At 62.4% G+C, this 25,059-nt stretch carries 19 protein-coding genes; 9 read left to right on the top strand and 10 right to left on the bottom strand.

Annotated features, from left to right (window positions below; genetic code table 11):
* Positions 1-3: 3 nt before the first annotated feature.
* Positions 4-924 (bottom strand): AraC family transcriptional regulator, encoded by a 921-nt coding sequence (locus tag M0D66_RS25310; RefSeq protein ID WP_280530020.1) that lies wholly within the window; start codon positions 922-924, stop codon positions 4-6.
* Positions 925-1,084: 160 nt separating this feature from the next.
* Here M0D66_RS25310 and M0D66_RS25305 point away from each other — a divergent pair, with 160 nt between their 5' ends.
* Positions 1,085-1,984 carry a DMT family transporter gene (locus M0D66_RS25305; protein WP_211705708.1) on the top strand — a complete coding sequence of 300 codons (900 nt, stop codon included), beginning with the start codon at positions 1,085-1,087 and terminating at the stop codon, positions 1,982-1,984.
* Here M0D66_RS25305 and M0D66_RS25300 read toward each other — a convergent pair.
* Positions 1,981-2,898, bottom strand: a complete 918-nt coding sequence (locus M0D66_RS25300; RefSeq protein ID WP_054034910.1) for a LysR substrate-binding domain-containing protein — start codon at positions 2,896-2,898, stop codon at positions 1,981-1,983. The two genes, M0D66_RS25305 and M0D66_RS25300, sit on opposite strands and share 4 nt — an antisense overlap.
* 174 nt (positions 2,899-3,072) lie before the next feature.
* Between M0D66_RS25300 and M0D66_RS25295 the strand changes: the two genes are divergently transcribed.
* From M0D66_RS25295 to scpB, 3 genes are all read left to right on the top strand, one after another.
* Positions 3,073-4,401 (top strand): MFS transporter, encoded by a 1,329-nt coding sequence (locus M0D66_RS25295; RefSeq protein ID WP_211705707.1) that lies wholly within the window; start codon positions 3,073-3,075, stop codon positions 4,399-4,401.
* A gap of 115 nt (positions 4,402-4,516) precedes the next feature.
* Entirely contained in the window at positions 4,517-5,776 is a 1,260-nt protein-coding gene (locus M0D66_RS25290) for a CaiB/BaiF CoA-transferase family protein (RefSeq protein ID WP_211705706.1), read from the top strand.
* 218 nt (positions 5,777-5,994) lie between these two features.
* Complete coding sequence (scpB, locus tag M0D66_RS25285) at positions 5,995-6,795, top strand: methylmalonyl-CoA decarboxylase (RefSeq protein WP_211705705.1); 801 nt, start codon at positions 5,995-5,997, stop codon at positions 6,793-6,795.
* 495 nt (positions 6,796-7,290) lie between these two features.
* Here the strand turns inward: scpB and M0D66_RS25280 are convergent, their stop codons facing one another.
* Entirely contained in the window at positions 7,291-8,706 is a 1,416-nt protein-coding gene (locus M0D66_RS25280; RefSeq protein ID WP_211705704.1) for an MFS transporter, read from the bottom strand.
* A 127-nt stretch (positions 8,707-8,833) separates the two neighbouring features.
* Between M0D66_RS25280 and M0D66_RS25275 the strand changes: the two genes are divergently transcribed.
* The 4 genes from M0D66_RS25275 to M0D66_RS25255 all read left to right on the top strand — a co-directional run bounded on the left by M0D66_RS25275 (position 8,834) and on the right by M0D66_RS25255 (position 13,463).
* A complete protein-coding gene (locus M0D66_RS25275) occupies positions 8,834-9,703 on the top strand; it encodes a LysR family transcriptional regulator (RefSeq protein WP_200617758.1) in 870 nt (289 codons plus the stop codon).
* 479 nt (positions 9,704-10,182) lie between these two features.
* On the top strand, positions 10,183-12,366 hold the full coding sequence (locus M0D66_RS25265) for a hypothetical protein (protein WP_211705703.1): 2,184 nt from the start codon (positions 10,183-10,185) through the stop codon (positions 12,364-12,366).
* 120 nt (positions 12,367-12,486) lie between these two features.
* Entirely contained in the window at positions 12,487-12,744 is a 258-nt protein-coding gene (locus M0D66_RS25260; protein ID WP_093634450.1) for a hypothetical protein, read from the top strand.
* 119 nt (positions 12,745-12,863) lie between these two features.
* Positions 12,864-13,463, top strand: coding sequence for a LysE family translocator (locus M0D66_RS25255; protein WP_200652318.1), 600 nt, complete (start codon positions 12,864-12,866; stop codon positions 13,461-13,463).
* A 22-nt stretch (positions 13,464-13,485) separates the two neighbouring features.
* Here M0D66_RS25255 and M0D66_RS25250 read toward each other — a convergent pair whose 3' ends face one another.
* From M0D66_RS25250 to M0D66_RS25230, 5 genes are all read right to left on the bottom strand, one after another.
* Entirely contained in the window at positions 13,486-14,709 is a 1,224-nt protein-coding gene (locus tag M0D66_RS25250; protein WP_200652317.1) for a winged helix-turn-helix domain-containing protein, read from the bottom strand.
* 179 nt (positions 14,710-14,888) lie between these two features.
* Complete coding sequence (locus M0D66_RS25245; RefSeq protein WP_211705702.1) at positions 14,889-15,167, bottom strand: hypothetical protein; 279 nt, start codon at positions 15,165-15,167, stop codon at positions 14,889-14,891.
* Between the two features lie 184 nt (positions 15,168-15,351).
* Positions 15,352-17,064: an FAD-dependent oxidoreductase gene (locus M0D66_RS25240; protein WP_211705701.1), complete on the bottom strand. Its 1,713-nt coding sequence runs from the start codon at positions 17,062-17,064 to the stop codon at positions 15,352-15,354.
* Positions 17,065-17,157: 93 nt separating this feature from the next.
* Positions 17,158-18,153, bottom strand: coding sequence for a DedA family protein/thiosulfate sulfurtransferase GlpE (locus M0D66_RS25235; RefSeq protein ID WP_093634383.1), 996 nt, complete (start codon positions 18,151-18,153; stop codon positions 17,158-17,160).
* A 337-nt stretch (positions 18,154-18,490) separates the two neighbouring features.
* Positions 18,491-18,742 carry a hypothetical protein gene (locus M0D66_RS25230; RefSeq protein WP_035560791.1) on the bottom strand — a complete coding sequence of 84 codons (252 nt, stop codon included), beginning with the start codon at positions 18,740-18,742 and terminating at the stop codon, positions 18,491-18,493.
* A 711-nt stretch (positions 18,743-19,453) separates the two neighbouring features.
* On the opposite strand from M0D66_RS25230, the gene M0D66_RS25225 reads away from it, so the two are divergent.
* Positions 19,454-23,005, top strand: a complete 3,552-nt coding sequence (locus M0D66_RS25225; RefSeq protein ID WP_211705700.1) for an ATP-binding protein — start codon at positions 19,454-19,456, stop codon at positions 23,003-23,005.
* Positions 23,006-23,060: 55 nt separating this feature from the next.
* On the opposite strand, the gene M0D66_RS25220 is transcribed toward M0D66_RS25225, so the two are convergent.
* Both M0D66_RS25220 and M0D66_RS25215 read right to left on the bottom strand, forming a co-directional pair.
* The gene (locus tag M0D66_RS25220; protein WP_093634385.1) at positions 23,061-23,462 is read right to left on the bottom strand and encodes a RidA family protein; all 402 of its coding nucleotides are present in this window, start codon (positions 23,460-23,462) and stop codon (positions 23,061-23,063) included.
* A 182-nt stretch (positions 23,463-23,644) separates the two neighbouring features.
* Positions 23,645-25,045: a GntP family permease gene (locus tag M0D66_RS25215; RefSeq protein ID WP_054034747.1), complete on the bottom strand. Its 1,401-nt coding sequence runs from the start codon at positions 25,043-25,045 to the stop codon at positions 23,645-23,647.
* Between the last annotated feature and the right edge of the window lie 14 nt (positions 25,046-25,059).

The following is a 25,059-nucleotide window of genomic DNA, read 5'->3' as shown; positions in this document are numbered from 1 at the left end:
CCCTTATGCCGCGCCCACCACCTGCCGATACGCCGTCGGCGCCACACCGACGCTCTCACGAAAACGATGGCTGAAATGGCTGGCGTTCGCATAGCCGCATTGTTCGGCGACCTGTGCGAGCGGCAGCTTGGTCGTGCGCAGCAGTGTGCGTGCACGTTCGAGCCGTTGCTGCGCGATCCAGGCAGCAGGCGGTAGTCCGAACGACGTGCGGAACATGCGCGCAAGATGAAACTCCGACAGCGCTGCGACACCGGCAAGCTCGCCGAGCGTGAGCGTTTGCTCGAGATGGCTCTCGATGTAGTCGCGCAAGCGCCGCCGGGTCGCAACCGACAGACCGCCCTTGAGCGACGTATCCGTGCGACGCACGCCTTGTGCGCGCAGCAGCAGACTCAACACTTCGTGCGCGGTTTCATTGGTCCGCAGCAGGCCATCAGGATCCTGCCAGTCTTCATTCGCGAGCGACTGACACAGGTGCGCGATGCGGGCGTCTTCGAAATAGGTGCGATCGGCCAGCGTCAGTTCGCGTGGCTCGCGATCGAGTTCCTGCACAGCGCGCTGCGTGAAGTGTTCGGGCAGAAAGTAAAGATGCATGAAATGCATATGGCCACGCACCCACCAGCGCGACTCATGCTCGCCGGGCAACGCACACAGCCGTGACGGCGCGCCGTAGCGCCCGGGCATTTTCTGACGTTCGGTGCGATAGCCGCCGTCCAGATAGCACGACAGAGTGTGATGGCCGGGGCGGTCATAGACGGTCTCGGCTTCCTCCGTGTCGCGGGTCCAGACGGCAATGGCGAGCCGGTCGCCGAGCCACGCGAAGCGTTCGAGATTCGCGTTGGCGCTCTGCAGCGTGTGACAGACCGACTGAAGGCCGAACGGCGTTTCGGTGGATTCGATCACAGTGGCGGGCGGTCTGGCGTTCACGGAACGAGCGGGATGCATTCGATGACAGGGTAAGCGTCAGTATAGGGCGAGCGATTGCCGGCCGCTCACGCCTCCGAAAAAGTGCGCAATCCTGGACAAGTGCCGCCGCCGACGCTGCAGCATAGTGGGGTTTCCGCTTTTTGCTGCTGCAGGCACTGCAATGAACCTTTCGCTCTATGCCGTCACCGTGCTGATCTGGGGCACCACGTGGATCGCCATCAAATGGCAACTGGGCGCGGTGCCGCCGCCAGTGTCGATTGCGTGGCGTTTCTGGATCGCGGCGCTGGTGCTGTTCGCGCTGCTGCGCATCATGCGCCGGCCCATCTGGCCGCCCCGCGCCGCTTGGCGCTTCCTCGCCGCGCAAGGCCTCGCGCTCTTCTGTCTGAACTTTCTGTGCTTCTACTATGCCGAGCAGGTGGTGCCGAGTGGCCTTGTCGCGGTGGTGTTTTCCACCGCGCCGCTGCTGAATTCGATCAACGGCCGGCTTTTCATGGGACGTCCTCTGCAACCGTCGGCGATTGCCGGGGCGGCGTTGGGGCTCGTCGGCATCGTGTGCCTGTTCGTCCAGCAGATGGCGGGACACCTGGGCGATCACACGGTATGGTTGGGACTTGCGATCGCGTTCCTTGGCACTTTGTGCTTTTCAGCGGGCAATCTGCTGTCGAGCAGGATGCAATCGATGGGTTTGCACCCGTTCGCCACCAATAGCTGGGCCATGCTGATCGGCGCCGGCGTCTTGACGGTGGGAAGCGCGCTGGCCGGCTTTTCGTTCTCTATCGAACCCGACGTGCGTTATCTCGGCGCGCTCGCTTATCTGGCGATCTTCGGCTCGGTGATCGGCTTTACCGCGTACCTGATGCTGGTCGGACGCATCGGGCCGGAGCGGGCCGCCTACTGCACCGTGCTGTTTCCGATTGTGGCGCTGGCGGCGTCGACGGTATTCGAGGGCTACCAATGGTCCGCGTTGGCGGTGCTCGGGCTCCTGCTAGTCGTTGCGGGGAATCTGGTGGCGTTCGATCTCACGCGGCGGCTCTTTGTGCGGCGGGTGAGGGCATCCTAATCCGCGGCCGCCCACTCAGGCCGCTTTCCCATGCTGTCGAACAGTTCGAGTATCGTCGCCTTGACCTTCTGCACGGCGTTGCTGAGCAAGGCCGTGTCGTGCCAGCAGAGTGACAGATCGCGCGAGAACAACCGGTGATCGACCTTGGCAAGCTTGAGCTTGTGCTCATCGAGTTCGACATGTGCGGCCGTCCACGGCAGGATCGTCACGCCTAGTTTTGCCATCACCGCCGCGAATAACAACGCGGTGGAACTGGCCTCGAACAGAATCTCGCACGGCAGCCCGGCTTCGCGCAGCGCCCACTCGACGCGGCTGCGAATCGTATTCGGCGCGCTCGGCAGGATCAGCGGCATGCGCGCAAGTTCGGCGATCGACACCGGCTCACGCGGCATCTGAAATTCCGGCCACGCAATCAGATAGAGCGCCTCGGTGAGCAACCTCTGCGCGGCCACCCCGCGAGTTTCGACTGCATCCACCACGACGGCCAGATCCACCCTCCCGCTACCGATCAGGCTGCCGAGCTCCGCGCTCGGTGCTTCGAGCAACTCCAGCGCGATGCCGGGGTAACGGTCGCGGATTGTGCGAGCAAGCGGGATCGCCATCATCCGCGCCGTGCTCGACGGCATGGCGACAGACACTCTGCCCTGCGGCAGCTCGGCGTCCTGGCGCAGGAGTTCGCGTGTGCTGTCAGCCTGCCGCAGCAACTCGATCGCATGCCGGTACAGCGTTTGCCCGGCGGCGGTGGGCGCCACGCCTTGCACGCTGCGCTCGAGTAACTGCATCCCCAGATCGCGCTCCAGATTGCGCATCTGCTGGCTGATCGCGGGCTGCGCGATATGCAGCGCCTCGCTCGCGCGGGTGACGTTGCCGCACTCCACCACTTTGACGAAATACCGCAGTTGCCGCAGGTCCATGCGCGTCGCTCGCTCCTTCATCCCATAACGAAATCCGATTGAGCTAGAGAAATATCATATTTTTCGATTATCGAGCGCGTTCTTATACTCAAACCACAAAAACCGAAGCGTGCCCAGCGTGAGCTGTCTGGCGCCGCTTCAAAACGGCCGGCTGCTGCTGGTCAGGAGACGAGCATGTCGAAAGTGATCGATGCATCGACGCCCGGGCTCAAGCCCGGCCGCACGCCCCTCACCCGCGAGCAGATCGGCGGCTTCTGGGCGGTTTACTCGGGATGGGTGCTGGATGGTGTGGATTCGGTGATCTACGCCTTGGTGTTGATTCCGGCGCTCACCGAGTTGCTGCCCGTCTCGGGCATTGCCGCGACGCCCGGCAATCTCGGCATGTACGGCTCGATCCTGTTCGCGCTGTTTCTGATCGGCTGGGGGCTGTCGTTTATCTGGGGGCCGCTCGCCGACCGCTTCGGGCGGGTCAAGACGCTGGCCGCGAGCATCCTGATCTACTCGGTGTTCACCGGCGCCGCTGCGTTCGCGCACAACGTCTGGGAGCTGGCTGCGTTCCGGCTGATTGCCGGCATCGGCGTGGGCGGCGAATGGGCGCTGGCGGGTACCTATGTCGCCGAGAGCTGGCCGGAGGATCGCCGCAAGATGGGCGCGGGCTATCTGCAGACCGGCTACTACGTCGGATTCTTCCTTGCCGCTTTGCTGAACTACACGGTCGGCGCGACCTATGGCTGGCGCGCGATGTTCCTGTGCGGTCTCGCACCGGCGTTGCTGGCGATTTTCACGGTGCTCAAGGTGAAGGAGCCGGGGCAGTGGCGCAAGGCCACGCATGGCGTCGGTCAGACGAACGTCGCGGCGGTGACCAGGCGCCGTCCGCTGATGGAGATATTCGCGCCGGCTTATCGACGTCGCACGTTGACGAGTGCGAGTCTGGTGGGCGTCGCGATTATCGGCTTGTGGGCCGGGTCAGTCTACGAAGCGAGCGCGGTCGTGACACTGGCGACGCGCGCCGGCATCGACCGCGTCGGCGCAGTGCGCCTTGCGTCGATCGGGGCGGCGGTGCTGTCGGTCGGGACGATCCTCGGTTGTCTTGCGGCGCCGTGGCTGGCGGAACGGCTGGGGCGGCGCACGGCGCTCGGGGTGTATTTCGCCGGCATGGCCGTGTCGATCGTGTTGGCTTTCGGCTGGGTCTTCTATTTGCCGAACGGACTCAACCTTTTCATGGTGTCGCTGCTATTCCTCGGCTTCTTCGGCGGCAATTTCGCGATCTTCTCGCTGTGGCTGCCGGAGCAATACCCGACGCGGATACGCGCTACCGCGTTTGCCTTCAATGCGTCGGTGGGCCGCCTGCTTGGCGCTGGGGTGAACTTCTTGCTGGCTGCCGCGATTCATTGGCAAGGTTCGCTCGGGCTGCCGATTGCGTGGACAGCGGCGGCCTTTGTGATTGGCCTGCTGATCTTGCCGTTTGCTGTCGAGACCCGTCATCAGACGTTGCCGGAATAGTGCTTCGTTGAACGCATCGCTCGCGTTGCTGCCGTCTTTCGTTGGACGCGGCGGATATGGCGCAAGCGCGTCACTTGGGCTGTCCGCAACCTTCGTTAATTCGCTGGAGAAATGAATGCAAGCGTTACAAGGAATCAAGGTCGTTGAACTGAGCCGTGCGCTGTCGGGGCCGTTTTGCTCGATGGTGCTGGCCGATCTCGGCGCGGACGTCATCAAAGTCGAACCGGGCCCGGGTGGCGATATGAGCCGAACCTGGGGGCCGTTCGACCGGGGCGTGAGTACCTACTATCTCTCCTGCAACCGCAACAAGCGCGGCGTGTGCATCGACTTCCGCAATCCGGAAGGACTGGCCGCGGTTCACCGGCTGATCGACGATGCCGACGTGGTGATCGAGAACTTCAAGCCCGGCACCATCGAGAGCATGGGGCTCGGCTATGACGTGCTCAGCGCGCGCAATCCGCGGCTGGTGATGGGCAGCATCAACGCGTTTGGCGCCGATGGTCCGATGAGCGGCTGGCCCGGTTTCGACCAGATCGCGCAGGGTTATTCCGGCATGATGAGCCTGACCGGTTTCGCCGACGGCGATCCCACGCGCACCGGCACCGCGATCGGCGATCTGAGTTCGGGCATGTGGCTCGCGATGGCGATACTGTCCGCGTTACTGGAGCGCGAGCGAACCGGGCGCGGCCAACACGTGAGCACATCATTGCTTGCGAGTCTGGTGGGCCTCTTGAGCGTGCATGGCCAGCGCTACCTGAGCCTTGGCGACATTCCCCGCCGTACCGGCAACGCGCATTCGGTGATTGCACCGTATGGCGTATTCGAAACCGCCGATGGTCCGCTCAACATTGCGCCGATTACGTCCGACATGTGGTTGCGCTTGTGCCAATTGCTCGATTTGCCCGCATTGCCGGACGACCCGCGCTTCGCGACGAATGAGGCGCGCGTCGCGCATCGCGATGAATTGAAGGCTGCGCTGGAAGCGCGTTTGAAGACGCGCGGCAAACGGGAGTGGACAGAGTTGTTCATCGGCGTGGGATTGCCTGCCGGCCCGATCAATACCTTGGACGAAGTGTTCGACGACCCGCAAGTCCAGCATTGCCGGCTGGTGGAAACGGTCGAGCATCCGACCCTCGGCGCATTGCGCCAGGTCGTGACGCCGGTGTCGAGTTCGGCAGTAAAGGGCGATTCTTCGCATCACGTCAGCCGTCATGCGCCGCCGAGCCTTGGCGAACATACTGTCGATGTATTGCGCGAGGCGGGTTTCGATGAGGGCTCGATTGAGGCGTTGATTGCTGCGAAAGCGGTGCATCAACAGGGTGGCTATGGTTCGCCGGAGAAGGTATCGGCACGTATGGCAGGGGCTACACAATGAGTCTGATGCAAAACTCAGATCATCCGGTGGAAGTCACGCAATGAACACGCCTAAAAACTTCGAACTCGCGGCGCGAGCCACGCTGTGAATCCGACGCAAAATTCGGAACAGGGCTGTTAGAGTCGCGCAATAAGCATGCCGAAAAAGCTTGAAATACGCTGCGAGAGTTACGCGATGAGCAGGCCGAAAACTTTGGAACACGCTGCAGAGGCCATACGATGAACACACCGAACACATCGCCGTTTACGGTAACGGTCGATATCGTAGATGAACGGATCGCACGCTTGACGTTCAGTCATCCTACCCGCAGGAATGCCCTCAGCGCGGAGTTGCTGCACGCGCTCGACGCACACCTTGTCGATCTTGCGACACAGCGCATACCGGTCGTGATACTTGGCAGCGGCATCGGGCAGGACGTCTGGAGCGCGGGCCACGACCTTGGGGAGTTAGCGGATGACCGCGATCCGATTGCCTACGGCAAGCCGCTGGAGCAGACGTTGCGCCGCGTGCGCGCTTACCCGGGCGTAGTAATCGCGATGGTGTCGGGCTCAGCATGGGGCGGCGCCGTCGATCTGGCGATGAGTTGCGACCTCGTAGTCGCTGATGAAAGCGCGCGCTTCGCGATGACGCCGGCGAACATCGGCTTGCCCTATACGACAAGCGGCCTGCTTCGTTTCTTCAACAACTTGCCGATTCACGTATTGAAGGAAATGTTCTTCAGCGCGTTGCCACTCGATGCCGCGCGCGCCGAGCGCTTCGGCGTCATCAACCGCCTGGTCGACAGCGACAAACTGGAAGCAACGGCGCTTGAAATGGCGCGCGGAATCGCAAGCAAGGCGCCCTTGGCGATCCAGGCCGTGAAGGAACAACTTCGGATACTGGAAGACTTGCAACCGATGCCTGTGCAAGCGATGGAACAGATTGCAGAACTGCGTCGGCAAGCATGCGAAAGCGCGGATTTCAGCGAGGGGCTAGCAGCGTTTTCAGAAAGACGTCCACCGGTGTTCAAGGGCAAATGAACACGGCGTTCACCAGAGCGAATGACGTTGTTCGAGGGGAGTGGTTCAAGCAACGGTGATGTCCTGAGCGATCGCGCTTGCACCGCCAGCGTTAAAGGTGAGTCTTTCCGGGAGCGAAGAAATAAACGAAAAACACCATCGGTGAGCTTTTCCGGGAGCGAGAAAAGCGCGAAGCGCGTACCCGCAAGCGCTTCGCTGGTAATCCACATGCGCCAAAATTCAGTGAGTGGTTTTATGAATGGCTCTTCGGCGCGCGCAGCGCCGCCGGAAGTATGACGCCCTTGTCGCAAGAGCATGTAGTGGCACGAACACAGATTCCAGATGCACCACTACCGGTAGCAAGCTGCGGGACCCACTTAGCAGGGGCTTCTAGCCGCTTTCTTTGCTTATCTTTCTTTGCGGCGGCAAAGAAAGTAAGTGCCGCCCCGCACAGGGGCAACGCTAATAGACCACTAACAATGCAAGGAAGGCACCAAACCCAGATCAAGGAAAAGCTCAATGCTGCGGACGCAGAACCACAGGCGCACACGCCGCCAAAATCGCCGCCCCGGCATAAGTCACCAACCCCATCGCAGCAACCCACCACAACGCAATCGAAACATGCGGCGCCAAAATCGTCGCCGCACCGGCAATGGCGACGCCAACGAGCCCTCCGGCCTGCCGCAACGCGTTCAGCAACCCAGACGCCACGCCAGCCAATTCACCAGGCACCTGTTCCAACACTGTAGAAATCATCGGCGGCACCGACAACGCTGTCCCACCTCCAAACATCACCATCGCCGCATAAGTAAAAAACCAGGGCGCCCGCCATTCCAGACTAACAGCCATAGCCGGCACGGCAACAGCAGCCAACACGAGCCCCGTAGTCATAAACTGCGTCGCAGTAAACCGCCCATGCAACCTACCCACCACCACATTCCCGATCGACAAACTCCCCGCAAGCGGCAAAAGCGTAAGCCCAATCTCCCGCGCGTTAAACCCAAACTCGCCATGCAGGTAGAGACTCAACTCAAACAACAACCCAAAGTAGCCAACATAAACAAGCGTCCCCATAGCATTCATCGTCACGAACATCCGATTGCGAAACCACTCAACCGGCACCATCGGATGCTGCGCACGCCGCTCGACAACAGCAAGCGTTAATACAGCCAGCACGGCAAGCAACGCCGCGCCCCACACCTCTCGCGCAGCGATCCCACGCGACGGCAACTCAATCGCCGCATAGCAAAGCGCGCCCAGTGCGACGATGCTCGCCAACTGCCCACCCCAATCGAAATGACGCCCAACGCTGCGCGTCGAGTGACGCACCACAACCCAAGCGCCCGCGAAGGCAACGAAACCAGTCGGCACATTGATCAGAAACGCACTGCGCCAGCCGAACCCTTGCACGAGGAGACCGCCGAGCACCGGCCCGATCGCCGCCGCGACCGACGCAATCCCTGCCCACGTCGCGATGGCGCGCCCGCGCTCGACGGGGTCGTCGAAGGTGCTGCGCACGATGGCGAGCGACGCCGGCAGAAATAACGCCGCGCCGCTGCCCTGCACGAAACGCGCGACCACCAGCGCACCGACGTTCGGCGCCAGCCCGCAAGCCGCCGAGGCCACGACGAACAGCGCCAGTCCCCACAGATACACCGCCTTCGCGCCGAAACGGTCGGACGCGACGCCGCCCGCGAGGATCAACGCGGCAAAGCTCAGCGTGTACGCATCGACGATCCACGCGAGACCGCCCACGGACGCGCCGAGGCTAACGTGCATAGCAGGCAGGGCGACATTGACGATGGTGGTGTCGAGCACGGCCATGAACATGCCGCTCGCCACCAGCGCGAGCGTCAGGCGCGGACGCCGGGCGGCCCGCTCCGAGTCGGCTAGCTTGGTAGGCAGCGGTTGTTCAGCGGTGCATTCGGTCATTACACATCCTCGGGCTAAAACTGCAATTGAATCGATCGACGAAGTCTAGTCACATACGCGAATGCAATAAAGCAGTGATTGCGCATGTGTATGATGCAAATATGCATGACGGACAGCGCAGCCAATGATCAACTGGGACAACGCACGATTTTTTCTCGCCGTGGCGCGTACGGGCACGCTGCGCGGCGCGGCGGCGCAACTCGATGTCGATCAGGCAACGGTCGGCCGACGGATCGCGGCGCTCGAAGAAACGCTTTCGACGACGCTGTTTCTGCGCACCCCCGCCTTGTTCGTGCTGACGCCTGCCGGCGAAGCCCTGCTCGGGGCGGCCGAGACGATGGAGCAGGCTGCCTTGTCGATCGAACGGCGAATTGCCGGACTCGACGATCAGCTGGCCGGCACGATCCGCGTCGCCACAACGGATTCGCTCGGCAAACGCTTCGTCGTGCCGGCCATCGCCAAGGTACGGCGGGCCCATCCGGGCATCGAGATCATCTGCGTGACGTCCGCGCAGATCGCCAATCTGACGCGGCGCGAAGCCGACGTGGCGATCCGCACGTTGCGGCCCGACGCACCCGACCTGATCGCGCGTAAGCTCGCGCAACTGCAGGTCGGTATTTACGCGTCACGCGAATACGTTGCGGCACGCGGCGAGCCGCGCGAAGGCGAGGCGTTCGATGGGCACGATCTGGTGATGTATCAACAGCCGGCCTCGCCGTCGATGCGGGCGGCGTTGTGCGGTGAGCCGACTTCGCGCGGGCGTCTCGTGTTCCAGACGCAATCGACTGCGATGCTGTTCGAGGCTGTCCTTGCCGGCTTCGGTATCGCCGAGCTGGCATGTTTTCGCGCCGACTATGAACCGGAGCTGGTGCGCGTGATGCCGCATCGCGCGGAGCCCTTCGATGTCTGGGTGGTCGCGCACGCCGATCTCTACAAGAGCGCGCGGATGCAGGTGCTGATTGCGGCAGTGGCAGAAGAATTCGCGCAGGCGGGTTGAGGCGCGTTAATGTGCTTCAAGACGTATTCGCACGTCGAAGGGTTTAGTGTGACGCCGTATTGAAGTCGTTTAGACGCTGCGTATCCAGCACCGGCCACAACGGCGGATCGGCCAGCGGCGGCGCGCACCTGCCAGGGCTTTTGCCGCACAGAGTTGCAGTTGTTCGTGGAGATTGTCGGTGAGGAAGGATCGATTGAACGCGAGGAGCATGTGCTCGCCGGCGCGCGGCGCTGTACCTATCGCGTGAAGCTCAAGAGCAAATAGCGCTGCATTACAGCGCATGTTTATGCGCTTCGAATTGTTTAGGCGATTAACTGCTTACCGCGAATTTTTTGCGAATAAATTTCCGCTTTTTCCATGCGAGGATAAAACGCCAACAACGTTCATGTATGTGCGATAGCTAGTCGATCCGCATACAGGCGATAGCGCGCCGCGCACGCCGGCCGTGCGCGCTTCGCATCTCGCAAGGAAAACCCGTCGTGAAATTCTCGTCTCGCCTTGGCGTGGCAGTTCTTGTCGTCCATAGTCTCCTTCCTCTCAGTGCATCCGCGCAATCGCAACTCACCTACACCACGTCGTGGATCGGCAATAGCTTTGGTTTCGGCGATGGCAAGTGGATGCAGCAGGACATTCAGGCGATCAGCGTCGGCGCCGACGGCACCGTTTATACCAACGCCCCCTGGGATGAAAGCGGTAGCGAAATCGCCGCATACCGTGCGGGCGACAAGATCGCCGTGGCCGGTTCGACGCATGGCTGGGGCGCCGCCGGCGGCGATGCGGTCGCGACGAACCATACCTACCTGTACGCGGCGATGTCGATCGGCAATGAGAGCAATGGATTGGTCGGCGCCGACTATCCACCGGCGAACCAGACATGGTTCGGTGTGACGCGCCGCACGCTTGCCAATCTGGCAACGGGCGCGCCTTTCACGGGTGGCATCGGCAATAGCGCCAACACGACGAAGAACAGCTTCCTGCTGCTGAACACGGTGACGACTGGTACCGATGCGGGCATTCGCGGCATGGCGGCCACCGATACCGAACTGTATGTCGCGGATACCATCAACAGCCGCATCCTCGTGTTCGACGCGGCTTCGATGCAGCGTTTGCGATCTTGGAACGTGCCTTCGCCGGGACGCATCGCAATCGACACGGATTCAACACTGTGGGTGATGAGCGGTGTTTCATCCGGAAACCTAAGCATTCTTCACTACGCCGCCAACGGCACTGCGCTCTCAGGCACCTTGACGTTGCCCGCCGGCGCAGTGCCAACCGACATTGCGATTACACCTTCCGGACAAATCCTCGTCGCCGACAACGGACCGTCGCAGCAGATTCTCGTCTACAACAAAAATGCTAGCGGTCAGCCGCAAGCGGGCGCATCGATCGGCACCCGTAACGGCATCTTCCACGCGCTCAAGGGCGTGCCAGGCAACTGGCGCTTCAACGGCATCACGGGTATCGGTCTCGATCCGGCGGGCAATCTGTATGTCGCGCAGAATGGTGAAGGGCCGCGGCCGCTCGGCTCGGCATCGGTGGGGCAAGGTGCGGTGCTCGAGAGCTATGGGTATAGCACGCATGCTCTCAACTGGCGCCTGTACGGGCTGACTTTCGTCGATAGCGCCGCGTTCGATCCGGCAACGCAGAATTCCGTCTACACGGGTTCGAAGCGTTTCACGCTCGACTACAGCCAACCGGCCGGCCACGAATGGTCGTATGCAGGCTTCACGCTCGACCGCTTCGATTATCCCGACGACCCCGCCTTTCACGAGCCGCGCGGCGTACGCGGCGAGCCGATGGTGCGGCGGATCAACGGCCTGCCGTTTCTCTATACGCTCGATCCTGGCGCGCATTATCTGAACGTCTATCGCTTCGATGCCGCGCACGCAGAAATGGCGATTCCGTCCGGCTTGCTGGCGCAAAATCCATTGCCAGGCACGTGGCCCGCAGCGCAGCCTACCTACGGCGAATGGTTATGGCGCGACGCCAATGGCAACGGCACCGTCGACGCTAGCGAGATCAGCAGCAATCCGTCGACGGGCAGCACGGTCGGCAACGGCTTCTGGTGGGTCGACACGCCCGGCAACGTGTGGCTCGCCACACCGACGAGCGGCATCCGCGAGATGCCGCTGCAAGGTCTCGACTCGGCCGGCAATCCGATCTACACATACGCGAGCTCGAAGATGTTCGCGATGCCGCAACCGTTCACGCGGATCGCGCGTATCGTCTACATCGCCGAGACCGACACGATGTACATATCGGGCTTTACGAGTGCGATCCCGTGGGATTCGACGCACTGGAAAGAGGCCGGTCCGGTGCTCGCGCGCTATGACAACTGGAGCTCCGGAACACCGACGCAGCAATACACCGTCTCCTTGCCATGGAACACGCAAACCAGTCCGCAGACGACAACGGTCGGCGTCGCGGTGGCGGGCAATTATGTCTTTATCGCCGAGTTGTACACCGCGAAGGTGGACGTGTACGACGCGCGCACGGGCCAGGCGGTCGGTTATATGACGCCGGGCGCGAGCGTCGGCAACACCAGCGGCTGGGTGGATGTTTATCTCGGCATCAGCGCGGTGCAGCGCGCCAATGGCGAATACGTCGTCCTGCTGGAAGACGATGCGCGCGCGAAAATCCTGATGTATCGGTGGACGCCTTGACGTGAATCGTGTGAATCGCACTGAGTCCGAGCACGAATAGACGTCAGCGCACGATCGGTATATAACAACGTGAAAGGATGGCTTTGTTCACTGATGCATCAACCTGAGAGAAGTTTCATCATGACGCAAGACGTAACGCCTCAGCCGCCCACGGGCGACCGGCCCGACCTTGAACACCTCGATGCAGCGCTGAGTCACGTGGATCAGCAGGTGTCGTCCGGCAGCATTGCTTCCGGTGCCGCAAAGGGCATTCTGTATAGCCTGATCGAAACGCTCGGCGCATTCGTCGGTGATCCGGATCTGCCGGAGCACGCGCGTTCGGGTTACGAGGGGCTGCTGGAAGCCGCTCGCGAATTGCGCGCGAAACTGGACCACTGAAGGCGAAGGGCGCGCCGCCTATGGGCGGCGTGGTTCGCCCTTACGAATCGCCGTTGTAATTCGGCGGCGCGGTTCTCTGTGATAAAAAGGCGCATTGTTTCCAACATTGCGCCTTTTTTATGCTTTCCACGTCCGCTATCGCGTTGCTGGCCATCGGCATTATCGTCGTGCTGATTACGCCGGGTCCGACCAATACGCTGCTTGCGGCTGCTGGTTTGCGTCAGGGCGTGCGCCGTTCTTTGCCGCTGATCGTCGCTGAACTCGCCGGCTATCTTCTGTCGATTTCAGTGTGGGGGCATTTTCTCGCGCAAGCCGCGCACGCGCTGCCGTGGTTGCCGTCGCTGCTACGCGTGGCGGCTGGTGTGTACATCGCGTATCTCGCCGTCGATATGTGGCGCGCGGCGGTGGCTTTGCCCGATTCGACGCAGCGGGCGAGCGGCATGCGCACGCTATTCGTGGCGACGCTGCTCAATCCGAAAGGCCTGTTGTTCGCCGGTACGATCTTTCCCGCCGTCGCGTTCGCGCATCTGCCCGCGTATGGCACGGCAATGTTGATGTTCGCCTGCCTGCTGGTGCCGATCGCGCTTGCGTGGATCGCGTTTGGCGCGGCGCTCGGCAGCGGCAAACTCACCTGGCTGAATCCGGTGAAGATGCAGCGCGGTGCGTCGATCGTGCTGGGCGTGTTTTCCTTGTCGCTTGCGTGGGCGGCGCTGCATTAATTCCGCCTCTTGTGCCGCGAGCTTAAGCTTCCATCCTGCTGTCTACGCTCAAAGCCTCGAGCCATTCCGGCAGCGCGGATGCGATTTCCAATTGCGGCGTGCCATGCCAGTCCGCACAGCGTTGCAGAGCGCGGCGCAGATCGCCCGCTAGCCTCGCACTAAGCTTCACGCCGGGTTCGATGTGCAGCGATTTCAGTTCGAACACGCCGGTGGTCCGATGCGCTTTCGCATCCACGCGGCCGACTAGGCGCCCCCGGCTCAAAAGCGGCAACACAAAATAACCGTACTTGCGCTTCGCGGCCGGTGTGTAGCATTCGATCGCATAGTCGAAGTCGAATAGCGCGGCAGCGCGCTTGCGATCCCACACCACCGGATCGAACGGCGACAGCACCGTGGTGACGGTTGAAGCGAGCTTGCCGTTCGCTGCTTCGTCGATCATCGGCGCGAATTCGTGATGGACGAAGGTGTCCTGCTTCCAGCCTTCCACCTGAACCGGGATCAGCTCACCGCGATCGGCGAGCGCATGCAATTCGTCGCGATAGGGGCGGCGTGGCAGCCGATAGTAATCGGCCACCCAATCGGCGCGCACGACGCCGAGTGCGCGGCAGGTGCGTCGCAACGCTTCCTCGGTGACGGTTTCCCGCGGCGGCAGGTCGCGCGCGTCGTCCCAATCCGGCAACACGCGCTCGGTCAGATCGTAGACGCGGTGAAAATTGCGCCGCTCGGCCACCATCAATTGCCCGATCGCGAACAGCACTTCCAGGTGGCGCTTCTCCGGCTTCCAGTCCCACCAACCGTTGCCCTTGCCCGCCTCGCGCGCGAAGTCCGCTGAGCGCACGGGACCTGTCGCACGGATATGCGCGAGCAGCTTCTCGATGTCTTTGCGGTACTTCTTGTGCCATTCCGCCGCGTATTTCCAGCCCATATCGCTCGGGTCGAGCATGCGATGGCGCAGCAGACCGTAGTCTTCGATCGGGACGAAACAGGCTTCATGCGACCAGTATTCGAACAGCTTGCCTTCGGCGAGATGCTCGTCGAGCCATTGCTGCGGGTACGCGCCGAGCCGGCTGAACAGCACGAGATACGGACTGCGCGCGACGACGTGGATCGTGTCGATCTGCAATTGCGCCATGCGGCGAATCGCGTCGAGCACGTCGGTTTTGACGGCCTTGCGGCGTGGCGGTGTCAACAAACCTTGCGCGGCCAGATGCAGGGTGCGGGCGGCAGATAGCGGAAGAGTCTTCACGCGGGCGTTGGTCACGGGATTAGGAGCGGACGCAAGGTCCGGCCTGGATCAGCAGCCGCTACTTTAGCGCGAATACGGCAGACGAATCGGCGTGGTGCGCAACCAGAGCATGGCGCCGTGGGAGGCACGGCGTGCCCAATGACAACGGCGCCGCAACTCCGCACCGTGGCCGACGGACATTACCAGTCGCGTCTGTGGTGCTTATCCCAGCCGCGATGGCGGCCATGGTCATGCCGCTCGCGATACCCGCGGTAGTAATCGCCGCGATACCCATAGCCATAGGCCGGCTGCACCGGCGCATAAATGACCGGAGGCGGCGCATAAACTACGGGCGGCTGGGCATAAATGGGGCCGGGGGTGTTGACGAACACGCCGACGTCTACCCGAGCCAAGGCAGAGGTCGATGCGCAGGCGGCAGCCAGGCTGATGGCGGCGAAAACGATCGCACGTTGGATCATGCTTGTCTCCTGTGTCGACCAGAGTTCGCGCGCTTGAGAGCACTTACTCCGGTCCCATGCAAGATTGCGGTCTAAAGAGTCAGCCATTCACTGTCGAATGGCTGACAACAATCTTACGAGACAGAAAGAAAAGCAGGTGCAACCAGTTGAAGGCGTGTGTAACAGCAGATTACCCCGGGGGCGTTCAGGCCCCCAAAGCGACCGCTTCCCCCGCCGAAACGGCCAGCAGCTGGTGGATCTGCGCGACCACCGCCGCACCTTCTCCAACCGCCGCCGCGACGCGTTTTGTCGATCCGGCGCGCGCGTCGCCGATCGCATACACGCCTTCGACCGTTGTAGCGAGATCGCAGACGGAGGCGCCGTCCACGCCGGCGCCGGTCAGCACGAAGCCCTTGTCGTCCAGTTCCACGCCGCAGGTGCGCAGCCAGTCGGTATTCGGATCGGCGCCGGTGAACAGGAACAGATGGCGCGTATCGAGGCTTGCGGTGCCATCCGGTAGCGGCTTCTTCAGCACGACCGATGACAACCCGACGTCGTCCGCCTCGAGCCGACCGACCTCCGAATGCGGATGCACGAACACATTCGGCAACGAACGGATGCGGTCGATCAGATAGCGCGACATGGTGGCTTCAAAGCCGCTCCGGCGGATCAGCACATGGACCTTGGCCGCGTGGGTCGCCAGATAGACGATTGCCTGGCCCGCCGAATTGCCGCCGCCCACCAGCACGATCTCCTGGCGTTTGCACAGCTTGGCCTCGACTGGCGACGCCCAGTAATACACGCCGCGGCCATCGAAACGGTCGAGCCCTTCGAGCGCAGGGCGCCGATAGACCGCGCCGCTCGCGATCACGATGGTGCGGGCCGTGATCTTGCCGCCGCACTTGAGTTCCAGCCGGTACGGCGACTCCGCGCAATGCAGCGCCTTAACGTGGACCGGAATCGCCACGTGCGCGCCGAATTTCTGCGCCTGCACGAACGCGCGGCCCGCCAGCGCCTGGCCGGAGATACCGGTCGGAAAGCCGAGATAGTTTTCGATCCGCGAACTGGCGCCTGCCTGGCCGCCTGGCGCACGGCTGTCGAGCACGATAACCGAGAGGCCTTCGGACGCCGCGTACACGGCCGTGGCGAGGCCGGCCGGCCCGGCGCCGACGATCGCGACATCGTACACATGCGAATCATCGAGATCGGGCAGCAAGCCGAGGCAGGTGGCGAGTTCAGGCATGCTCGGATGACGCAGCACTGTGCCGTCCGGGCAGATCACCAGCGGCATGTCTTCTTTCTGCGCGGCGAATTGCTCGATCAGACGCAGCGCGTCTTCGTCGCGCTCGTCGATGACTGAGTGAGGGTGGCCGTTGCGCGACAGGAAGCCTTGCAGCATGACGAGCCGTGCGTCGCTGCTGTTGCCGATCAGGATCGGGCCGCCCGCGCCCTTTTCGATCAACGACACGCGCCGCAGGATCAGCGCCCGCATGATGCGCTCGCCCAGTTCGGCCTCGGCGACGATCAACGCGCGCAGCTTGTCCGGCGGAATTAGCAAAGCGTCGACCGGGGTGACGGCCATGCCGTTTACCAGCGCGGGGCGCCCGGACAACTGACCGACTTCCGCGAGAAAATGCTTGGCGCCATGTTCCGCAATCAGAACCTCGCGCCCGATGCCATCGCGCTGATAAACCTTCACGCGCCCTTCCAGCAGCACGAACATGCCTGGACCGGTGTAGCCGGTCTCGAACAGCAGCTCACCGGCTTCCCAGTGGCCCACTTCGCCGAACCGGCGCAGACGATCGATTTCTGCGCACGTGAGTTCGGGGAACATCTGATGCATGCGCGTCGCAAGCGACGAAAACGGCGCGTCGGCGACGACGGCCTGTTGCCCTTCAACTTCTTGAGTCGACAGCATTGAACCGCTCCTTCTGTGTTCATCCTGAATGATCGACACGGGGGGCGAAGCGGCGCGGGCGCACAAGGGCGCCGGTATGAATGCGCTGCTGCGCTACACGGCCTTTGGCGCGATTTCGTCGCCGACCGCCACGTCGGGCGGCGGCATGCCGGGCAGCGCGTCCACCGCTTTGCCCGAGTCGCGCCAGGCTTCCATACCGCCGCGTAACGGCAGCACGTCGGCGAAGCCGGCTTCGTTCATCTGTTTGGCCATCCATGCCGCGGATATTTCATTCGGGCACGAACAGTAAATCACTACCTTCTGATCGTGCGGGTATGTTGCAACGATCTCCTCGAGCTGACGCTCGTCGGCGAATTGCGAACCCGGAATCACGAACGGGTCGAGCGCACGCTTTTCCTGCGAGCGAATATCGAACAGTACTGGCGTTTTGCCGGACGCGACCAGCGCCGCCAGCTCCTCGACTTCCATCCGCTGAGTTGCGAGCTTGGAAATCAGCTGACGCCGGCGAATCCAGCGATAGGCTGCGTACAACAGGAGCAACGCGACGGCCACCAGCGCGGCCGTGCGCCCCAGGCGCCCCGCCATGGCGAACAGCATGTCGATCTGCCGGGCGAACAGCGCGCCGATGATCAAACCGGTACCCGACCACAAGGCGGCGCCGATGCTGTCGTAGGTGAGAAACGTGCGGTAGCGCGTGCCCATCGCGCCGGCCATTGGGATCGACACGATCGACAGGCCCGGCACGAACTTCGCCACTGCCAGCACACGCACGCCCCAGCGGCCGAAAAAGCGTTCGGTCTTTTTTACACAGGTGTCGCGCGACAACGAAAGACGGCAGATCGTTTTCAGCGTATTGCCTCCATACATACGGCCGGCGAGATACCAGGCGCTGTCGCCGATCAGCGTGGCAAAGATCGACAACACGAGGACCGGCATCAACTGCGTGCCCACGGAGCCGGGATGCATGGCCGCCATCGCCCCGAATAGCACGAGCGACGGCATCGCCGGCACCGGCAGCCCGAGTGAGGCGGCCAGCACGTTGACGAAGACGAGCGCCGGTCCATATTGCTCGACGAGATCATGTAGCATCGGCTTACATCCGCAGCCCTTTCGGGCACGGCGCAGGTAGGGAAAGCAACGGGGTATGTAAGGATTATGGACGCATTTTCAAGACGTGCAAATGTCCGGAAATGCGTCAGGTTATTAGCGCGTTAAATGCGCGAGTGTCGCTTGCCAGCGGGTTAAAGGCGCGGAATAGAAGCGCGAATGGAACAAAGCGAACGGATTGATGCTTTCGCGGCAAGCAAGTGACGAATAATGGCCTACGGATGCCCGTAGGCCATTATTGCTGTACGCAAACCAAAGGCGGCGATGCAGAAACGGCGCACGGCATTCGCGCGTAAGGGCAATACCATGCGTGACAGCTTTATTGACGATGATTGTGCTGTTCGCCCGGCAATTCCGCGCCATGCGCGCGAATGGCAGCAATCAGTTCGGCAGGCGTGATTTCGTAGCGCACTTCGCGGTGAATGCCTGGCTTGCGCTCATCGACCTCGACCAGAAGAATGCCTTTGCCGTCTTCTGTCGATTCGAGGCGCAGCGAGCGAAGTTCGCGCGCCGTTGCGTCGTCGTATTCGGTGAGCAGGGCCATTGACCCGGAGGACCCGGTAGTGCGCATCGAGGTTGTCCTTGTTCCGTTGTTGATCGAACCATTGTACGGGTAGGTTGGCGCGCCGTCTTTCGTACGGCGCTCACGTGGGGAATCCGCCCGCCACCTATCTGCTTGCCGGGACGCCGCGCTACGCCGCATTGGCCAATGGCTGGCGAGGCCCGCCGGGCAATGCGAGCGGTGACGCCCGACTGTGACAATCAGTTTAACGCGACTCTCCGCGCCGACGGCTGCATTTTTCGTGCCCCGTGACGGTGCAGCCCTTCTCTCCCCGCCTGTCACGGTGTTGACGCGCGCATCGGTTAAGGCGGGTGCGATGAGAAAAACAGGCGGCGAAAAAAATAGCCCGTCCTTTGGGAGGACGGGCTGCTAAACGCCGTTGTTACTCGGGTCAGCCTGCCCTTGCAACTAATTGGGCGCTGACGTTTGCATCCTGATGCGTCAATTCCGGACTGTCGAGGTGGGAGTAACGCCGATCTATCAGATTAATGTCAAATCTTCCGCCGGCATTCGCCACTTCAACGACGGTTGACGACACGCGGCTCGCTGCCTGGTCGAACGCTTGCCTGCGCTCCGAGTGGCCGCGAAAATCAGTGCCGGATGCTTCGCGTGCTGTTATCAAAAGCGCTACACTGCGCCGGTAAAGGGCTGCAGACCTGTTCCGTGCTCCTCCGAGCCGCAGCGGTCTGCGTGCGCGAACCACGCTAACTTTGCCAGCTGATGCAAAAGATCCTCGACCGTACGCAGGAATCACTGGCGCACGCATTCGCGTCGCTGGCTCATAGCGCCAAGCGCCAACAACGGTTGTACCTCGCGACGATCGCTTCGCTGATGCTGATTGTGGTGATCTTTGCGCTGCTGCTGGCCGTCCTTGCCGCGGACAAGCAACTCGAATACCGGCGAACGTTCGCGTCCCAGAGCGCGGCCGACCTCTCGCGGCTCCTGCATCGGCAGGAATCGTTCATGCGGCGGGCCGAATTCACGCTCGACTACTATCACGACACCGACAACGTGCTGCGCGTGCCGGCAAGCGTCGAGGACGCGGTGCGCGTGAGCGGCGTCGCACGCGGTACGGTGCCAAGGGTCAACGCGCAATTCGACCTGCTGGTCGGCGACGCCGCGCGCGCGGCATGGGGGCCGCAATTCGGCGCGAACCTGTGGCGTATCTACGAAGCGGCACAGTCGACGCTGGTGACCCAGCAGGCGTTCGAGCTGCCGCAACGGGCGATCCTGCTCGGGCTGACCGAAGACTACGCCGCGATTCTGCCTTCGCTCGCTCAACCGGTTGCCAATTCGGGTGCCGATAGCGGCGTAACGGCTGCGCCGCCTTTGCAGCCGGCGATCGTGAGCACGTTGCGTGAGACCCTCGAACAGGAATTGCAGACGCAAACCGGCACGCGTATGCCCGGCAAGGGCCAGCGGATCTGGCTCGGTCCCTATCGCGATACGCTGCAAGGCGTGCCGGTCATCTCCACGGTGAGCGCCTACTATGCCGGCGATACACCGACCACATTGATCGTAATGAGCATTCCGCTTGACGGGCTATTGGCGCACGTCGCGCGGCCCGACTACGACGGGACACAGTTGCTGATGACGGCGGATCGCCATGTGATTGTGTCGTCGCCGCCCGTCGATGCGCAGACTGCAGCCAGGCTGCAAGACGCCGTCGCGCATATGCCATCCGATGCGTACCGTTACACCCGCGACGGCGTGATTCTGAGTGAGCCGTTGATGCCCGGCTTCGGTTCGCTAGTCAGCTATCTGTCGTGGCGCGAGCTGATTGCCGCGCTCGGTTGGCAATTGGCCGCGCTTGTCGGCCTCGCGCTGCTGGTGTTGGCGGGGATCGCACTGGCGGCGCGATTCTGGGGGCTGCGCCTGATGCGCAGCACCTTCGCGGAAGCGTCGCGTGCGCTGGAAAGCGAAACCATCAATCACGTTCTGGTCAGCGCGACGCCGGTTGGTTTGTGCATCGTCCGGCAGAGCGACTATTCGATCATCATCGCCAATGCATTGGCCGACGAGTTGCTGCATATCGAAGCCGGCAGTAGTCGCTTGCCGCCGCATATCGTCGATGAGATTCGTGCACTGAAGCCCGATGGTCCTTCGATCACGGCATTCGCGAGGATCGCCGCTTTTGTCGCGCCTGCGCAGCCGATGCAGCCGGAAGCGCATCCGCAGCCACAGCCGCCGTCACAACCGGCGCCCGACGAAAGCGCCTCTCCACAAGCGCAGTTTCTGCAGTTCACCTACGCGCCGGCACGTTACGCCGACGAGGACGTGCTGTTCTGCGCGATCCTCGATGTCACCGCACAACACGCGCTCGAACAGCAATTGCGGCTCGCGCAGCAGACCGCCGAGATCACGATGCGGGCTCGCTCGAATTTCTTCGCGTCGATGAGCCATGAAATTCGTACGCCGCTCAACGCGCTGCTTGGCAACCTCGAATTGTTCGCCCGTACGCCAGGACTCGAAGCCCACGCGCAGCGACTCACGGCGTTGAATGTCGCGGCCGATGCGCTGCGCCGTATCGTCAATGACATCCTCGATTTTTCGAAGATCGATGCCGGCGAGATGAAGCTCGTGAGCGAGTCGTTCCGCCCGCTGGACGATTTCGAGAATATCGCGCTCTCCTACGCACCCATGACGGCGGATCGCGCGATTCGTTTTTACGCACATCTGTCGCCGACGCTCGACCAGGTGCTGCGTGGCGACCGCACGCGCATCGCGCAGATCGTCAACAACCTGTTGAGCAATGCGTTCAAATTCACCTCGTGCGGCAAGATCACGCTGAATGCCGAAGTGAAAGAAGATCTGCAAGGACGTCCGATTCTGATCTGCCGGGTTTGCGATTCGGGGATCGGCATGGATCAGGCGCTGGTTGCGCGCATCTTCAGTCCGTTTGTGCAGGGCGAGGCAAGCACGTCGAGCCGCTATGGCGGCACTGGCCTCGGTTTGTCGATCTGCGCGCGGTTGTGCGAGTTGATGGGCGGCGATATTTCGGTCGAGAGCGTGCTGGGAGTCGGCAGCGCGTTCAGCGTGTCGATCCCGCTCGCTTCGTCCCCAGATGAGTTGCGCGAACCGCTTGTCGAGCCGGCTCGGCGTGGCAGTGTGCTGGTGGTGTCGCAGGAACGCGAGTCGGGGCAGATCATCGACAGCGGTTTGCATCTGGTGGGGTGGTCTGTTCATACCGTGGTATCGATGCGTAGTGCAGAAGCGTGGTTGCGCGTGAACCGGCCGGAGGCGATGGTGGTCACCGGCGAATACGATCTCGACGCGATTGCCGCGTTGCGTGCGGTGCACCCGGCCGGCGTAGTGTGGATCACGCGCACCGGACCGCATCGTCCCGCTCCGTGTGGAGACGGCGTCCTCGAAGTGACGGAGTTCAGCCGCAAGGCGATTCTGGCCGCGGTCGATCTCGCGGCCGCGGGCGTCACCGATGTCGCAGCGACGCTGCCGCCGACTTCTGCCGCATTGCCGCCCCCCGAAGCCAATCCGGCTTTGCAAGGCTTGACGGTACTGGTCGCCGAAGACAATCCGCTGATCCAAACCTTGATCGTCGAGCAACTCGACGCGCTCGGCTGCCTGCCGACGATTGCCGGCGATGGGCGGCAAGCGCTGGCGGCATTCGAACAGGGGCATTTCGAAGTGGTGCTGACCGATATCCATATGCCCGTGATGGATGGATATACGTTGCTGGCGGAACTGCGCAAAGCGCATGCGGACTTGCCCGTGCTGGCTTTTAGCGCAGTCACCGACAACCAGCAGCAGGAAGGCTGGCGCGAGCGGGGTTTTACCGGGTATGTCGGGAAGCCGGCGTCGCTGGGAGAGTTGGAGGCGGCGCTGCTTGCGGTGACGTCCGCGGAGTCGCAGCGTGCGCCGGTATCGGCGACGGCAGAGACTAAGGCACCAGCATCAACGATGGCCGCGGCGACTCCAGCGGCAACCACCACAGCCACCGACCCCGTGAACACGCTCAGCGCGGACGACAAGTCGCGTTACACGGCCATGCTCAAGGAGCATCTTCAAAACGACCTGCCGAGACTGCTGGCGATTGTCGAACAGGAAGACCGGGCAGCATTGGGCGGCTGGGCGCATAGCGCGGCCGGCGGGTTCCTGGTTGTGCAGGAGCAGCGCTTCGCGCAGCAATGCCGCGAACTGCAACGGCTATGCGAGAACGGCGAACCGTGGACGACCGAGCTGGACGAACGCGCGATCTCGCTGCATGAGGCGATATGCGATTACTTCGGGCTGGATGAAGCGTCGACGCATTGATTGGCGTTTCTGCCATCGCCGATGCCATCGTCATCGGCGTTTCAGTCGTAGCCGGTCAATCCGGACGTTTCGCGATGAAGTCGATCTCGACCAGCGCGTCGCGTGCGAGCGCAGTGACGCCGATGCAGGTTCTCGCTGGCAGTTTGTCCGCGGGAAAGTAGGCGCGGTAGGTCTCGTTCATCACCGCATAGTCGCGCTTGAACTCGGTCAGGAAAATGCGCACGGCGACCACGTGTTGCAGCGTCAGACCGACGCCTTGCAGCACGAGTATGAGGTTGTCCATCACGCGTTGAGTCTGCGCGACGACGCCGTCCGGAAGCGGCGCGCTGTCGTCGGTGGGCGAGGTCGGCATCTGACCTGTGAGGAACACCCAGCCGTCGGTTTCGGTGGCATGGGAGAAGGGGCCGACAGGCGTCGGGGCGGACGGGATCATCCAGAAGGCGGGGGTAGGGCTCATGAGGGCAGTCGGCGTCGAGTGTCGGCCGGCCTAAGTTACCCGAACAAAATTTTTGACGTCGGCGGTTTTTCCTTATTGCCGCCTGTGTTAACCGCTTGCCGGTACTCAAGTACTCAAATGGTCGAGCTTGCGGAGATCACGCCGCACTGTGCGGCGTGATCTCCGCGCCGTCTGCCGCGCCGTTAAACCAACCCAGTCATGTAATACACGGCGATCACAAAGAACACCGCCAGTGTCTTGATCACCGTCACCGCGAAGATATCGCGATACGACTGACGGTGCGTCAAACCCGTCACGGCCAGCAGCGTGATCACCGCGCCGTTATGCGGCAGCGTGTCCATACCGCCGCTCGCCATCGCGACGACCCGGTGCAGCACTTCCATCGGAATATGCGCCGCTTCCGCGCCCTTGATGAACGTATCGGACATAGCCGCGAGCGCGATGCTCATGCCACCCGATGCCGAGCCCGTGATACCCGCCAGCGAGCTCACCGAAACCGCGGCATTGACGAGCGGATTCGGAATGCTCTTCAGCGCATCACTGACCACCAGGAAACCCGGCAAAGCCGCGATCACGCCACCGAAACCATACTCCGACGCCGTATTCAACGAAGCCAGCAGTGCGCCTGCCACCGCCGCCTTGGTGCCGACCGCGAAGCGTTCGCGCACGCGACCGAATGCCGTCACCACGACCATCACGATACCTAGCAGCAGTGCGCCTTCCACAGCCCAGATCGCAACAACGCTCTTGATCGTCGTCGTGACCGGCGCATGGATGCCAGGCAGGATGTCCGGTGCGATGGTGTACGTCGCACCGTACCAGTTCGGAATCCAGCGGGTCAGCAGGAAGTTCGCCACGCCGACCAGCACCAGCGGTGCGACTGCCAGCAGCGGATGCGGCAGTTGCTTCGATTCGACGCGTTCCGGTTCGTTGACGAGTTCCGTGCCGTAGCCTTCGCCCGTCGCCATTGCCGCGCGGCGGCGCCATTCCAGATAGGTGAGGCCAACCACGATGATGAACAGCGAGCCGATCACGCCAAGCGTGGGCGCGGCCCAGGACGTCGTCTTGAAGAAGGTGGTCGGGATGATGTTCTGGATCTGCGGCGTGCCCGGCAGCGAATCCATGGTGAACGAGAACGCGCCGAGCGCGATCGCGCCAGGCATCAGGCGTTTCGGAATATTGCTCTGGCGGTACAGCTCGGCGGCGAACGGATACACCGCGAACACCACCACGAACAGCGATACACCGCCATAGGTGAGCAGCGCACACACCGCGACGATCACCGCATTCGCACGCGAGCGGCCGATATAACGGATGGCCGCGGCCACGATCGACTCAGAAAAACCGGACAGTTCGATGACTTTACCGAACACCGCGCCCAGCAGAAAGACGGGGAAGTAAAGCTTCACGAAGCCGACCATCTTCTCCATGAAGATGCCGGAGAAGACCGGCGCGACGGCGCCCGGATCGGTCAGCAGGACCGCGCCGAGGGCGGCGATCGGCGCGAACAGAATGACGCTGTAGCCGCGATACGCGGCAAACATCAGAAACGCCAGCGCGGCGAGGACGATAACAAAGGACATTGAGTCTCCAAAGC

Source organism: Paraburkholderia sp. SECH2 (genome assembly GCF_030464795.1).
GTDB lineage: Bacteria > Pseudomonadota > Gammaproteobacteria > Burkholderiales > Burkholderiaceae > Paraburkholderia > Paraburkholderia aspalathi.
This window is presented reverse-complemented; position numbering and strand designations above follow the sequence as displayed.

What these genes read in the sequence shown, in the direction of transcription:
- M0D66_RS25220 (WP_093634385.1), bottom strand. Translation starts at nt 23,462, where the DNA reads ATGAGCCCTACCCCCGCCTTCTGGATGATCCCGTCCGCCCCGACGCCT.
- M0D66_RS25260 (WP_093634450.1), top strand. Translation starts at nt 12,487, where the DNA reads ATGACGCAAGACGTAACGCCTCAGCCGCCCACGGGCGACCGGCCCGAC.
- M0D66_RS25290 (WP_211705706.1), top strand. Translation starts at nt 4,517, where the DNA reads ATGCAAGCGTTACAAGGAATCAAGGTCGTTGAACTGAGCCGTGCGCTG.
- M0D66_RS25300 (WP_054034910.1), bottom strand. Translation starts at nt 2,898, where the DNA reads ATGGACCTGCGGCAACTGCGGTATTTCGTCAAAGTGGTGGAGTGCGGC.
- M0D66_RS25215 (WP_054034747.1), bottom strand. Translation starts at nt 25,045, where the DNA reads ATGTCCTTTGTTATCGTCCTCGCCGCGCTGGCGTTTCTGATGTTTGCC.
- M0D66_RS25280 (WP_211705704.1), bottom strand. Translation starts at nt 8,706, where the DNA reads ATGACCGAATGCACCGCTGAACAACCGCTGCCTACCAAGCTAGCCGAC.
- M0D66_RS25295 (WP_211705707.1), top strand. Translation starts at nt 3,073, where the DNA reads ATGTCGAAAGTGATCGATGCATCGACGCCCGGGCTCAAGCCCGGCCGC.
- M0D66_RS25225 (WP_211705700.1), top strand. Translation starts at nt 19,454, where the DNA reads ATGCAAAAGATCCTCGACCGTACGCAGGAATCACTGGCGCACGCATTC.
- M0D66_RS25305 (WP_211705708.1), top strand. Translation starts at nt 1,085, where the DNA reads ATGAACCTTTCGCTCTATGCCGTCACCGTGCTGATCTGGGGCACCACG.
- scpB (WP_211705705.1), top strand. Translation starts at nt 5,995, where the DNA reads ATGAACACACCGAACACATCGCCGTTTACGGTAACGGTCGATATCGTA.
- M0D66_RS25230 (WP_035560791.1), bottom strand. Translation starts at nt 18,742, where the DNA reads ATGCGCACTACCGGGTCCTCCGGGTCAATGGCCCTGCTCACCGAATAC.
- M0D66_RS25255 (WP_200652318.1), top strand. Translation starts at nt 12,864, where the DNA reads ATGCTTTCCACGTCCGCTATCGCGTTGCTGGCCATCGGCATTATCGTC.
- M0D66_RS25245 (WP_211705702.1), bottom strand. Translation starts at nt 15,167, where the DNA reads ATGATCCAACGTGCGATCGTTTTCGCCGCCATCAGCCTGGCTGCCGCC.
- M0D66_RS25235 (WP_093634383.1), bottom strand. Translation starts at nt 18,153, where the DNA reads ATGCTACATGATCTCGTCGAGCAATATGGACCGGCGCTCGTCTTCGTC.
- M0D66_RS25240 (WP_211705701.1), bottom strand. Translation starts at nt 17,064, where the DNA reads ATGCTGTCGACTCAAGAAGTTGAAGGGCAACAGGCCGTCGTCGCCGAC.